Annotated in this window: 11 protein-coding genes, 1 other RNA gene and 1 pseudogene; 8 read left to right on the forward strand and 5 right to left on the reverse strand. The window is 35.3% G+C overall.

The window, feature by feature from the left end:
• The first annotated feature begins 69 nt into the window (after positions 1–69).
• Positions 70–430, forward strand: a transfer-messenger RNA (tmRNA) gene (gene ssrA, locus ACGLYD_RS01195).
• A gap of 134 nt (positions 431–564) precedes the next feature.
• Here ssrA and ACGLYD_RS01200 read toward each other — a convergent pair.
• The 5 genes from ACGLYD_RS01200 to ACGLYD_RS01220 all read right to left on the reverse strand — a co-directional run bounded on the left by ACGLYD_RS01200 (position 565) and on the right by ACGLYD_RS01220 (position 4,865).
• Entirely contained in the window at positions 565–1,737 is a 1,173-nt protein-coding gene (locus tag ACGLYD_RS01200) for a tyrosine-type recombinase/integrase (protein WP_399630863.1), read from the reverse strand.
• Positions 1,738–1,840: 103 nt separating this feature from the next.
• The gene (locus tag ACGLYD_RS01205; protein WP_399630865.1) at positions 1,841–2,104 is read right to left on the reverse strand and encodes a DNA-binding protein; all 264 of its coding nucleotides are present in this window, start codon (positions 2,102–2,104) and stop codon (positions 1,841–1,843) included.
• Positions 2,105–2,197: 93 nt separating this feature from the next.
• Positions 2,198–3,001 carry a Rep protein gene (locus ACGLYD_RS01210; RefSeq protein ID WP_399630868.1) on the reverse strand — a complete coding sequence of 268 codons (804 nt, stop codon included), beginning with the start codon at positions 2,999–3,001 and terminating at the stop codon, positions 2,198–2,200.
• Between the two features lie 148 nt (positions 3,002–3,149).
• On the reverse strand, positions 3,150–4,508 hold the full coding sequence (locus ACGLYD_RS01215) for an FtsK/SpoIIIE domain-containing protein (protein ID WP_399630871.1): 1,359 nt from the start codon (positions 4,506–4,508) through the stop codon (positions 3,150–3,152).
• Between the two features lie 3 nt (positions 4,509–4,511).
• Positions 4,512–4,865 carry a hypothetical protein gene (locus ACGLYD_RS01220; protein WP_399630873.1) on the reverse strand — a complete coding sequence of 118 codons (354 nt, stop codon included), beginning with the start codon at positions 4,863–4,865 and terminating at the stop codon, positions 4,512–4,514.
• A gap of 310 nt (positions 4,866–5,175) precedes the next feature.
• Here ACGLYD_RS01220 and ACGLYD_RS01225 point away from each other — a divergent pair, with 310 nt between their 5' ends.
• The 7 genes and pseudogenes from ACGLYD_RS01225 to ACGLYD_RS01255 all read left to right on the forward strand — a co-directional run bounded on the left by ACGLYD_RS01225 (position 5,176) and on the right by ACGLYD_RS01255 (position 12,888).
• The gene (locus ACGLYD_RS01225; RefSeq protein WP_399630874.1) at positions 5,176–5,382 is read left to right on the forward strand and encodes a hypothetical protein; all 207 of its coding nucleotides are present in this window, start codon (positions 5,176–5,178) and stop codon (positions 5,380–5,382) included.
• 752 nt (positions 5,383–6,134) lie between these two features.
• On the forward strand, positions 6,135–8,057 hold the full coding sequence (locus ACGLYD_RS01230) for a class I SAM-dependent DNA methyltransferase (RefSeq protein ID WP_399630877.1): 1,923 nt from the start codon (positions 6,135–6,137) through the stop codon (positions 8,055–8,057).
• Positions 8,050–9,078: a restriction endonuclease subunit S gene (locus ACGLYD_RS01235; RefSeq protein WP_399630880.1), complete on the forward strand. Its 1,029-nt coding sequence runs from the start codon at positions 8,050–8,052 to the stop codon at positions 9,076–9,078. The genes ACGLYD_RS01230 and ACGLYD_RS01235 overlap by 8 nt, the downstream gene beginning before the upstream one ends.
• A 214-nt stretch (positions 9,079–9,292) precedes the next feature.
• Positions 9,293–9,571 (forward strand): annotated as a pseudogene (locus ACGLYD_RS01240) (23S rRNA (uracil(1939)-C(5))-methyltransferase RlmD); the annotation flags it as partial.
• 701 nt (positions 9,572–10,272) lie between these two features.
• Positions 10,273–10,503: a hypothetical protein gene (locus ACGLYD_RS01245; protein ID WP_399630883.1), complete on the forward strand. Its 231-nt coding sequence runs from the start codon at positions 10,273–10,275 to the stop codon at positions 10,501–10,503.
• A 120-nt stretch (positions 10,504–10,623) separates the two neighbouring features.
• Positions 10,624–11,616 (forward strand): hypothetical protein, encoded by a 993-nt coding sequence (locus tag ACGLYD_RS01250; RefSeq protein WP_399630885.1) that lies wholly within the window; start codon positions 10,624–10,626, stop codon positions 11,614–11,616.
• A 1,032-nt stretch (positions 11,617–12,648) separates the two neighbouring features.
• A complete protein-coding gene (locus ACGLYD_RS01255) occupies positions 12,649–12,888 on the forward strand; it encodes a hypothetical protein (protein ID WP_399630888.1) in 240 nt (79 codons plus the stop codon).
• Positions 12,889–12,982: the final 94 nt, after the last annotated feature.

Raw genomic sequence — 12,982 nt, forward strand, 5'->3', positions numbered from 1 at the left:
AAATGTGATATACTAATTTGTGTTCAAGTAGTTCAGAAGCCTTTAAATAGGTTCTCCTGACATCCCTTTGGGGACGTTACGGATTCGACAGGGGTCGTCTTAGCTTGAGTTGCGCGTCGGAGGGCTCGGCTCCGTCAGAAACGGCACCTTATAATAACAGGCAAAACTAACAACAACCTAGCATTCGCAGCGTAAGCTGTTGAATCTGCCTTACATTTCCATCGCCCATGTGGCATTTGTAGGGCTCAACCTTTAGTGGGATACGACGACTGTTGCCTCTTGAGGCAGTCGGAAGAGACTTCCAAGATAGCGTACATGACGCCCTGATTGCCGGCATAATGCCACGCGAATCCAAATAGACAATCTACACGCGTAGATGCTTAAGTGTTAGAGCCTCTGGACGCGGGTTCGACTCCCGCCGTCTCCATATTAAGATTTCATTGAGTTTCAATGAGTGTCAAAACCCTTGTATATCAAGGGTTTTTTCTTTTGTCTTGTTTCATATGATTTCATTGAATATCAATCGAACGTAGTCAAAAACGTAGTCAAAGAGTAGTCATACATCTACATCTCAATATAGTTGGCAAACTTCAGTATTGCTTCTTCTTTCGCCTTCTTCGTAACGTGTGCGTAGATGTCCATCGTCGTTTTTACATCAGTATGTCCTAAACGATCTTGTACTTCCTTCAAACTAGCACCAGCTTCGAATAATAATGAACAATGTGTATGACGTAAACCATGTGTTGTGATTGTGCCTAACTTGTATTTATCTTGTACATGCACAATCCACTTTCGAGTTTTGGTAGGTTGCATGTATTCGTTGTGCTCATTGCTAAATACAAGTTGCTTTGGTTGCAGCGTATTAAAGCCCAGTACAAAATAATCTTCCTTCTGCTTTTTCTTCCACTCTTTTAACACAGCCATTGTTTTGTCGTCCATTTTGATTGTACGAGCAACACCTGTTTTCGTAGATTTCACATATAGCCGATTATCTTTACCTCGTGAAAGGGCTTTGCTAATACGTAGCTCGTTTGTTGTGAAGTTCAGGTCATTCCACGTTAGAGCTAATGCTTCACCTTTACGCATACCACTGAACGCTAATAGGCGGAAGAGAGCATATGCTTTGTAGTTACTTTCTTGTTCTAGGCATGATAGGAACTTGATAAGCTGTTCACGAGTATAGAAATTCTCCGCCTCATCTTCATCATTTACAATAGCCTTCTTGGAGGAGGTGGCGGGCATATCTACGTGCGCAAACGGATTTGTTTGTATATAGCCACGCTTAATCGCAAAGTTTAACACCTTCGCAGCATACGCTTTTACCATGCGGAACTTCTTTAACTTCGCCGCCCACTCATCCACATGCTTCTGACATACATCGACATGTATCTTTTCAATTTTATAAGCACCCATCGCAGGTAGAATATGATTTGTAAAAAGGCCCGTTGTTTTTACGAATGTACTTTCCTCAACAGTCTTTTCATATTGCTTTACCCATAGGTCGTAAATTTCTTGATACGTTTCAGCACGTTCTTGTTGGTACGTACCATTTGCAACATCTAGCTGAATACGAGCTAATGCTAGTTTCGCTTCCTGACGTGTTTTAAAGCCACGTTTCGTTGTGCGCTTCTGTTTCCCAGTTAACGGATCAACCCCTAAATAAGCAGGGAACTCGTATCGTAAATCACCGTTTTTAAGCTTGTAGCTTTTGATAGGTGATACTTTTTTCTTTACCATGATAATTCCTCCTAATCAGCTGCGGGGGCAAGATTAATAAAGGAGGATTAATCCACACAGCTATAATTTACAATTTAACTGTGCGAAAATCCTCCTAGTATGTTTACAAGCGGTAGTCTTCTAAAAAGCGATTGATTTCTTTGCGTGATACCCTTTTGATACCGTCGATTTCACATACTCTTAACCCCATGTGACGGAATTTAACAAGTGTATTGTTTGAAACGCCTGCATATAGAGCAGCGTCAGATAAAGAAAGCCATTCTTTTGGTATAATATGATGAGATTTTATTGCTTGGTTTGTGCAAGTAATGATTAACTCGGTTAATGTGTTCTCTAATTCTTTGGAAATTTCAAATGTATGTTGCACCTTAAATACCCCCATTTTCAAGATCTGAATTTTCTACTTTACTTCAATTAATTTGTATCCGTATTTATTTTGGGATTTGGTTACCGAATAACACTACTTCAAAATTTTTGTATACTGCACATCGCCCTCTTTAAAGATGCAGTTCTTATTGTCAAATTCTTTGAAATCTAGAACTTTTTGTGTATACTTTTTACTGTAGATAATATTTTTATTTGAAAAATCGTGCAGTTTAGACGAAGTGGTTTTTCTAACAATTGGCGTTTTTAGGTTTTGCGACTTAAAGAACGCTTTTTTCTTATGTTCCTTAATATCTAGATCTTTGGAAAAATACTTGGACAGATATCTCCCTCTATTCTCTCTGCTGTCTACATCAACTTTATTAATCTGTACAAACCCATTACTCCATATTTTTTCAAGTTCGGATTTTTTAATATATCCCAGCGAAAAGAAAATCACGTGATAATGAATTGTTCCACGTTTTTGTTTTTCCCAAGTAGCTAAATAATTAGCTTTCTGACTTTTCTTAGCTAATCGACGGTTTAAACGTTGAATGAATTTCTTGAACTCAATATTGGAAAATTCAACATCAGTAACATTATCTTGAAAGGTAAGTGTCACGAACTTGGTTGCTTTATCAAAATTGCAGTCTACGATTCTTGCGACTTCCCAACGCATAGCTTCATAGTGTTTTTGCTTCCGTTTCAAACTATCATATTTTTCTCTAGTACCTAATTCATCAAATTCCCTATTCCTGGTATCATCATTTAACCATTCAAGTTTACTAGACGATTTTTCATCACTTTTCTTTGAGAAAATTGGATATTCGTATTCGTAGTATTCGATGTAAGTTGGTGTTTCAATAGTCTTCGTATTGTAATACTTTACGTTTCTACTCATATTCAACCTCTTTAGTCTCTCCTGAAACGGTCAGATGTTGTTCTATATATCAAGTCTAGTGTCGGGCGAAGACCGCCCGACTCCCCTTTAAAGGTAGTATAAAGACTCGGCCGCTCCGCTAAAACGCTTTAGGCGTTTTGTCTCCCTATTAAACTACCTTTAAAGGGGTAATTGTTTTAGGTTTATTCTCTTCAATAGCTTTGTTTAACTCATCTAAATAGTCCATTCCATGAGACATTAGTGGAGTTTCAAAGTAAACAGGTTTATCAAATACTCCATCAATCAAAAGATATCCGCTACCAATCTCTTGAATATTTTTGTATTCCATATCAACAGAACCAAACAACATTTTTCTACCATCATTAGTCATATTTGATAGTCCAATTCTTACTCCAAATTGATCACGAATATTTGCGCTTAAAATGTTTGCATCTGGTCTTTGCAATATCATTACAACTTCTATTCCAGCTTGCCGTCCTTTGAGAATGAGATTAAACAAATATCCATTCACCTCTTTAACAATTTTAGGTGAAGCGACAGAAATGAATGCGGAATACTCATCAAAAACGAAAACAAGCGGTTTAGCAGTTGGAATATCTCTCCATGTTTTCCCAAAGGCACTTTCATCAGAAAACCATTCTTTATATCGCTTTTCCATTTCCTCGTTAGCTCTTCTAAATAGCCCTGCAATTTCATTTTCAGTCGTAGCAGTGTTAGTTATCTTGCTGTAGCGTTTAACATCTATTATTCGGCCTATAATTGCTAAATCTGCAGACTTTGGGTCTGCAATAAATAAATCTGCTCCCATATATAGATAGTCAAGAATTAACATACTGACTAAATACGTTTTACCGGAATTAGTTGAGCCGACAATTAAAGTGTGAGGGGGTTTTCCCAATGACCAACTGATTTTTTCTGTCATTTGTAATATCATTCCTTTCGATGGTTTTCGTGTATTCATTGACAATCGTTTATCTTTTACTAGTTCAAAGATGTAATCACAAAACTGAACATTGTCTTGTTTCCTAAATAGTTCTTTTCCAAATAGAGCTGAGAGCATAGTATCTTGAGAGTTAGCTTTATCTGAAAACTTATCCGCTCTCTTCCAAGATCTAACTATCAGATCATTTTCTGTTTCTTTATAGGAGAAGTAAGCAGAATTAAATATCACCTTTTTTTGCTTTGGATTGCCATCCCTGTCAAAGCCTATTTGTCTTATTTCATCCTCATATAACCTGTTATTGTGAATATATCTTTGCAATGAAAGGAAAGGGGAACGATTAAACTCAACCTTTAATTTTGCAAAAATAATAGTAATGAGAACCGAAATAACAATGATTATCATGCTAACTATTATTCTAGAGATCCCGCTAATATAGTGAAAATTAGCAACTTCAAGAGTCGCAATTAAGAAGTAAATGACAAGTAAAGTTCTAAAGCGATTTTGTAATGGAGTTTTTGAAAAAGCTGAAACTATCATAAATCCATCTCTATCTTTTTTTCTCATAGGTCACTCCACGATAATGGACATGCATCTATCAGCTTTAGCGCTTAATTGTATCCACCCCTCTCGAACATAGGGAAGGATTGTCAGATTTTCAAATTTGACATAGCACTCGTCGGGAATTGCAACTGCTTTTCCATCTTCTCCAAGTGAGAAAAGCGGTTTATTCTCTTCAATCTTCACATCAAATTTGTCGAATTTACGTTCTAAGCAAACCACAGTATAAACATGAGAAAATTCGTTAGTGGCCACCCATGTCTTGGTTTCTTTGTTCTCCACTTTTTTATAACGCTTGACAATATCTACAAGTAACAAAGTTTCTCCCAGTGTTTCGTAGCTGTCTATAACGGGTCTAATCATAATTAAGTCTCCTTTTCTAGCTAATAAATAAAAGTATTTCCACTAAAAAGTAGATTGCATTCTATTAGCTATAAATAACACTAATCTATGACGATAAATTTATCAAGTATTTTAGTTAATTAGCTATGAAGTATATTAATTTAAGGTAGCGCATAGCTATAAATAAAAAACAAGAAGCTGAGGATTGATTTATTTTAATAGTTCAAAACCGTTTATAAAATATTTTTAAGTAGTAAAAAAAGAGTGATTTTGTTAGGATTGAATTAGAAATATAAATAAGAATTTACAAATCACAATAGGAGGTATTTATATGGCGAAAGACAAAGAAAAGCAAATTGCTTTTTATATGACACAACGCTCTGCAAAAGAACTAGATGAAATACAAGACTTATTCAATGAACATGAGGGGCGTGTAACTAAAGCATATATTCTCAATCAAGCAATTTATAAGTACTACGAGTATATAAAAGAGTTTTATGGGATTAAGGATGAGAGGGATGACGAACAGAATAAGTAACTTCCGGCTTAGATAGGGGGATTAAGGAATTGAGAGGACGATTAGTTTAGCTGAAAGTTTTAGTGAAGTATGCCTGAGCGAAAATAAATTCGAACACTATCAATAACAATCAGAATTGACATCAGGAACTTGGTATCTCCTGTTAATGATATAAAAATGCATTCAAAAAACCTTCTTAATTAAAAATTAGAAGGTTTTTTGTTTAATTATGATACTGATTATAATTTTAACCCTAAATGCAATCATTATTTTAATCATTACTTCTTATGTTTTCAACATCCTTCATATATAATATCTACTAAATCTCGTGTATTGTATATATATGTAATTTGAAAGATCATATTGCTGAAAAGTGCAACGGAAAGTACATAATGTTGCAACTAGACATGGAGTCTCTGTGAGCATGATTATCATGCTAGAAAACCAGCCACAACAAGGACTGGCTGTGCCGAGAGAGGTACCATGCTCACCTCTCCATGTAAAGTTGCAACGCTTAATTTTATTGGAATACTATGTACTTTCATTTTGCACTATACAATCTAGAATAAATATAACCACTCCTAACATCGATTATGGGCGATGTTTATTAAAGCTCTAAAGGTTAAATTGTTATAATACAATTATTATGCAATAATTAATAAATAGTTGTAATTATTCGTATGTAATAAATATTGATTCTTATTGTGGAGTTGATTAATCTAAATTACTATTATAATTATAATTGTTTAATAAAAATAGGTAGGGAGAGAATTTTGGTGAACGAAAAGACAAGTACAGATCAGCTTGTAAGAAGGTTTATTGAAGACTTAGGTGTTAAGTATGAAGAGCAAGGGTCCTCGAACATTCAAATCAAACAAGCTTTAAAAAATGCAAGTAAATCAAAAACACAATCAGGTATAGGGAAACCTGAGTTTATTTTCTTCTCTGGAGATCATTTAATTATTGTAGAAGATAAACTAGCAGTAAATAGACTTGAATATAAAAATGTTGATGGTGTTGTGGATACTGAATTCCCATTTAGAAGAGATTATGCTGTTAATGGAGCGATTCATTACGCAAAACATATCATTGAAAAAACCAACTCTTATAAAGAAATTATTGCATTAGGAATTGCTGGAGATGGATTACATTATCAAATAAAACCTTATTTTGTATCGGAAACAGGGATAAAAGAATTACCTGACATGAAAAGTTTAGAAGATATTTCTCCTGAAAATATAGATGAATATTATAAAGTAGCCGTGCTTGGTGAACTTCCAAAAGAGGAACGGGAATTAAGGGAAGTAAATAAAATTGCTTCAGATATGCATGAAGATTTAAGAAACTATGGTCAGCTCGAAGGTGAGAAAAAAGCGACTGTTGTTTCAGCTATTTTACTTGCTTTAGAAGAACCAACTTTTTCATTAAGTCAATTGACTGGTTCTGATCGTGTAGGAGGATTTGATGGAGAAATCATTTTCAATGCAGTAAGATTGTATCTAGAAAATGTCGGTATTGTTCCTTACGCAAAAGTTGGTGAAATGTTAGACCAATTTAATTTTATACAAAGAGATGTAACTTTAAACGTAATCAACGTTAATCTTGAAATGACACCTCTCAAGTACTTTACTACAACTCTTGAAGCAGAGATTATGGATAAGATCAAAAGTAATACAGACTTTGATATACTAGGTAATTTCTACGGTGAGTTTGTAAAATACGGAGGCAATGACGGAAATTCTCTAGGAATCGTTTTAACACCAAGACATATAACTTCTTTAATGACAGAACTAATTAGTGTGAATAAATCAGATTACGTTTTAGATCCTTGTTGTGGAACTGGAGCTTTTTTAATTAGTGCCATGAACAGAATGCTTGGACAGGCTGAAAATGATGATGAAAAACGAGATATTAAACAAAATCGGTTATACGGTATTGAGATTCAACAGAAGTTATTTACGGTTGCAACAACAAACATGATTCTTCGAGGAGATGGAAAAAGTAATCTTGTTCGTGATAATACTTTGACATTTGATAGAGATATTATGAAAGAACATGGAATTAATAAAATACTGATGAATCCGCCCTATTCTCAAGCAAAAAATGATCAAACACAACATTTATCGGAATTAAGCTTTATTCAGCATGCTTTAGATATGTTAGTTGTTGGTGGTAAATTATGTGTGATCGTACCGCAATCAACAATGGTCGGGAAAAATCGTCACGATAAAGCTAGAAAAAGCCAAATATTAGAGAGTCATACATTAGAAACAGTTATTACATTAAATAAAGATACATTCTACGGAATAGGTGTAAATCCTTGTATTGCTGTTTTTACGGCTAGAATTAAACATCCTGAAAATAAGCGAGTTTCATTTGTAAATTACGAAGATGATGGTTATATTGTGAGAAAACACGTTGGTCTTGTTGGAGATGGTTCAGAAAAAGGGAAGCTAGATCATCTACTTGCAGTTCTAGCAGGCGATGAAGATGACGGTACAGCTTTTATTGTAAAAACGACTATCAATGACACTGATGAATGGTTACATAGTTTTTATTACTTTAACGATGAAATACCTTCAGAAGATGTTTTTCAGAAAACAGTTGCTGATTACTTGACTTTCAAATTCGAGATGATGGCTAATGGAAAGCGTTATCTCTTTGAAGTTGAAGGAGGAGAGGAAGAGAATGAATGATCCGATAATATATTCACCTTTTCTTGTCTCTGATTTATTTGAAGTAATTATCGGCAAAGCTATTGACGGTAACAAAGCAAAACTAAACGAAAACGGAACACCTTATATTACTAGAAAAGTTACCAGAAATGGTTTTGAATTTATGATAGATGGTGAAGCAGAAAAACTTTATAGTGGTAAGTTACCTGTTATTACGATAGGGAATGAAACAAGTAAACCTTTTGTTCAAGAATTTCATTTTTTTACAGGTACAAAAGTAAACATATGTATTCCGAAATTAGATTTGAAAAGAAACCATCTACTGTATGTAGCAACTATGATAGAAAACGCAACAAAAATGTTTAGCTATTCCTATACCATCAATTCAACTCGATTAAAGAACTTAATCATCCTCTTACCTATTAAAGAACAAGAACCTGATTGGGGGTATATGGATACTTATGTAGCTAATATGTTTAGTGATATTGAGAAAAATATCGAGATTGAGAAAAATGAGGATATTGAAGATCTAAGGTCTTTAGATGATTTATTATGGAATCCGTTTAAGATGGATGACATTTTTACAATAGACAGTGGCGTTAGATTAACAAAGGCGAATATGCGACCAGGTAGAATTCCATTTATCGGAGCGACCGATAGCAATAATGGGATAACCGAGTTTACTTCTAACACAAATGTTAGCATTGATCGTAATGTCTTGGGGGTAAATTATAACGGTAGTGTTGTAGAAAATTTTTATCATCCTTATTCTGCTGTTTTTTCAGATGATGTTAAACGACTTAAACTAAAAGGTTTTCCAAATAACAAACATGTTCTCTTATTTATGAAAGCTGTTATCTTGCAACAGAAAGTTAAATACGCATATGGATATAAATTCAATGCTACAAGAATGAAAGAACAAATCATCCTTCTTCCAACAAAAGAGGATGGAACACCAGATTATAAGTTCATGGAACAATATATGAAGCGTATGGGAAATAAAATAAACGAGCAAATAAAAATAGAAGTTAATCAAAAATGATTAGCTTCTCTTTTTATACACAAAAATAGAAAAGTATGCTAGACACACTGTAAGCCCCCAATCAAACAACGCATATCCAAACGCAGCGCCTCCCTGGTACGATCAACGTATCAATTTTAGGAAGTTCTTTTAATGTCGCAAGAAGAATTAACAATAGTCCGCGTCACACTGCATCCTGATAGTGAAAATGTATTTCCCCTCACTACCTCATGATTTGCATAACACGACATTAATTGCCCGTGATGCACGCAGGGGACTGGATGAGATGCATGATCATTTCGGATTCGCTGATATTCTGTTGATCGACCCACGACGTTGCGGGGCTGGTAGGAAAGTGATGCGCCACATTGGACGTTCCAAACCAAAACGGATCGTCTATGTATCATGCAATCCTGACACATTCGCAACGGTCGTAACTGAATTGCTGCCATTCGGCTACACGCTTCAAACCGTGCATGTTGAGTGTGAGGCTTGGTTGGAGCTGGAAATGTAGCCTTACAATAAAGTCTTTTGAACAACTTGAGTTGCTCAAACTCTAGGTTTATTAAAGAAAACACTTTGCCCTCGCAAGGTAATTTTCATCAGACGTAGTCAAAAATGTAGTCAAACATTTTACATAGCGGCTATAAACCCTTGAAAACACTGGTATTATAGCGTTTCTTGAAGCGATTGGTTCGACTCCCGCCGTCTCCATAGAGATATGGCTGATAATGTAGTCTTATTAACGGTTTTAGAGAGTAGGGATATTGAACGGGAGGTAAACTCCTGTGCAATATCCCTATTTTTATTGCTTAGGAAAAGAAACACATTTTGTGGCACGTTAATTTGTTAATAATAAACTGGGTGACAAAGTTGAATGGGGCAACTCTGACATAATGGGTATGAAGGCTTCGGGGCATTAATTAATGTGTTTTATGTAACGAGTTATGAAGCTTAGCTTGTTGAAAAATGGAGGGCGTGAAATGTATTTAAAGAAAAGAAGGTTCGCGCTATTGATGGTTATTACTACTGCGTTGTTTTTAACAGCTTGTGGATGCGGAGACGTGAAGCACTGAAAATGCAACGTAAACAGACACTTCAAAAGTAAATGAAGCTGGAGAAAATGAATTTATACTGATAAGTAAGGGTTTTGAAAAGTATCCAGTTTGGTTCATAGCGAATCAAGATCTAACAAGAGATAGTCGTATTGATGAAGTGTTTGTTTTTAAAGATGGGGATGTAACAACATACTGTGGCTACACAACGCTAACAATTGAAGAAATGAACGAACTAAAAGATGAAGAAATCATTCAACATGCAAGTGAGGGTGCTACTTCAATAGTGAATCGTAACTATTCTCTGAATATCATTCTAGACGGTTATGGTCATGACACTAAAGAAGTAGAACTTCTTGTAAAGGATGATTCTATAGTGCAGAAGTTTTGAAATAACCCTACGGTGAATTTTAAGTAGACCTGCCATCAGAGCATTTGCTGGTAGTTTTTTTATGCTTGTATTTTAACGTCTGTTTGATATGGTGGTGGAAGGATGGTTATGGAGGAAATTATGACAAACATCAAAGAATTAGCTGGGCTTCTAGTTTTAGGCTTATTTTTCAGCCTTTTCACTTGGGTAATGATCGATTCTTATCTGGATGAGTACGATTTAGCTTCAATTCGATCAGCAGAAGCGACAGTCATTGAAAAAACAGCAAGCAAAGGGTTATTCACCCCTCCTACCTATTTTGTTTGGGTCGAACTTGCTGGCGGAGAAGAGATTAAATATCGCAACCGTGTTTCCAAAAGTCAGATAGAGAACATTGAAATTGGCGATACGATTAATGGTTATTTGACAGGTGCTACAACCTTTTCGACACTGCGCGATTTACTCATTGATGGCCTCTATTACTTGATTGCTATTTTTGTTTTTGCGTTTATAGCTTTCTGTTTACTCGTGGCCTTTTTCTTATCCATTCCTGCATTGGAGCGCTTAGAAGAGAAGATATCTTCTGAGCGATTTAAAAAAAGGAAAAGAATGAGGAAAAAGAAACGAAAGAAAAAAGTAGATTCGAGACAAAGGGCTTGGAGAAATGCAGGTATTGTCATTGCAATTTTTCTTTTCATTGCCAAAAGCTTTGTAGTGAACCTGATTCGAACAGTGCAGCCATTCGGAAAGACAAAAACGAAAGCTACAGTCGTTGACCGATTCGAGTATACGACTTATCGGAAATACGAAGACTCAATTCGGGATTTAACCATCTCTTATAAAGATCATACGGGCAGAACTTTTGAAATGGCCAAAGACGTAACGCGACACACCTATCGGCAATATGGCATAGGAGACAAACTACCAATTAGCTATCGAAATGCCGATCCGTATGATGTGTTTGTTCGAGGGAATTCTATATGGGATTACCTTCTGTTATTTACATACTGGGAATTGTCTGTTTATATTGGTTTGATTGCTGTGAGTGCATTCTCTATTTGGGCTTTTCTTGATGATCATAAAGGAAAAAAAAGGTTTTGGCAAAAGTTTAAAAGGAAGGTCGATAAAAAGTAAGATAGGCAAATGGATAGGATGCGGATATGCTGATTTAGCCATGCATTTCTTTTTTGAATATTGCATATCTGTGCAAGAAACTTTTATGACAGTTTTAAAAAAATGCGATTTGATTTTAGCGTAGTGGATAGTCAACATTTGCAAGTATATTTACTTAAATATGTAGGTCTTTAGAGGCGGGTTCGACTCTCGCTGTCTACATATTTGATGTCACAGCAACGTTTAAGCGATGTGTGGCATCATTATGGCAACAACATATATAACAAAGACGATTTCATCTTTTGATGTGGTCGTTTTTTGTTTTGGAAATTTTGCGGTACCTGGCACTCGTTTTGTTTCCCGTTTTGAAATGCGACAAATTCTTATATACCATTCACTCGATACGCCATTTTACTAATGCTTGTTAAGCCTGCTGCCGTGTCTTCAACGGATGTATGGAAATCTTCATCAATTCATTTCGTTAAGTACCCGATTGTTCCGAATGCTGTAAAGGTTGAAAGTGCTTCATTTTTAAAGCTTACTTGAAGCGTCTCGTATAAATGTTTATACAAGCGAGTTATAAATAATCTATCAAGGATTCTTCCCTTATAAAAATCTGGATTTTGATGAATATGCTCACAAATTCAGTGAGTGCTGCCTGTGCACTGTTAAATTCAGACGCTATTCAGAATCAATTCGAATTGTGTGATGCACAGGTAGACAAAACTTTACATCAATGGACAAGCCAAAATGTTAACTGGCAATAGAGATAAATATTGACGAAAGACTAAGTTTTCGTCTACACATTTCATAAGGAAGCTCCTTTCTGTAGAGTAGATAACTGATTAGTCGTCAGTTTCATTTTACAGAAGGAGCCCTTTTTTTCGTATTAATGTAACTTTATTTCTGATCCCAATCCTTTTTCACATTATTTTACTGCTATGCAACGCTAGTGGGCAACTGGTACTCTTGTAGAAGGGGAGTCAATCCGCAACTCTTTTCCCACCAAACAATAAAAGAACATTTCATTTAAAAATGAGAGGATGAGTAAAAATGGATAATTCACAAGAGAGAATCTGTAAGTTTCTAACTCAAAACAAGTTAAAATTCATCAGTGAAGATCAAGTAGCTAAAAAGTTCGGATACAAGAACATACTGACTTTTTACATTGGGAAAGAAGGATGGTCAGCCTATGGTATTGATGAAAGAGACTTTAAAGGTCGAAACCATCAAACATCTAAAGTTGGATTTCTTATTACAGAGTATAAAGATTCTGAAAAGGATATATATTAAAAAGCTGAATTTATGGGAGGGGAAAGAGTTATCTAATAGAAAATAAAAGCAACATTTTATAGCGATAATAGCACTTTGTGACTCCCGTTTAACC

This window comes from Sporosarcina sp. SG10008, assembly GCF_044569405.1.
GTDB lineage: Bacteria > Bacillota > Bacilli > Bacillales_A > Planococcaceae > Sporosarcina > Sporosarcina psychrophila.

Coding starts and splice junctions, on each gene's coding strand:
- ACGLYD_RS01220 (WP_399630873.1), bottom strand. CDS start 4,865: ATGATTAGACCCGTTATAGACAGCTACGAAACACTGGGAGAAACTTTG.
- ACGLYD_RS01200 (WP_399630863.1), bottom strand. CDS start 1,737: ATGGTAAAGAAAAAAGTATCACCTATCAAAAGCTACAAGCTTAAAAAC.
- ACGLYD_RS01225 (WP_399630874.1), top strand. CDS start 5,176: ATGGCGAAAGACAAAGAAAAGCAAATTGCTTTTTATATGACACAACGC.
- ACGLYD_RS01250 (WP_399630885.1), top strand. CDS start 10,624: ATGACAAACATCAAAGAATTAGCTGGGCTTCTAGTTTTAGGCTTATTT.
- ACGLYD_RS01210 (WP_399630868.1), bottom strand. CDS start 3,001: ATGAGTAGAAACGTAAAGTATTACAATACGAAGACTATTGAAACACCA.
- ACGLYD_RS01215 (WP_399630871.1), bottom strand. CDS start 4,508: ATGAGAAAAAAAGATAGAGATGGATTTATGATAGTTTCAGCTTTTTCA.
- ACGLYD_RS01235 (WP_399630880.1), top strand. CDS start 8,050: ATGAATGATCCGATAATATATTCACCTTTTCTTGTCTCTGATTTATTT.
- ACGLYD_RS01255 (WP_399630888.1), top strand. CDS start 12,649: ATGGATAATTCACAAGAGAGAATCTGTAAGTTTCTAACTCAAAACAAG.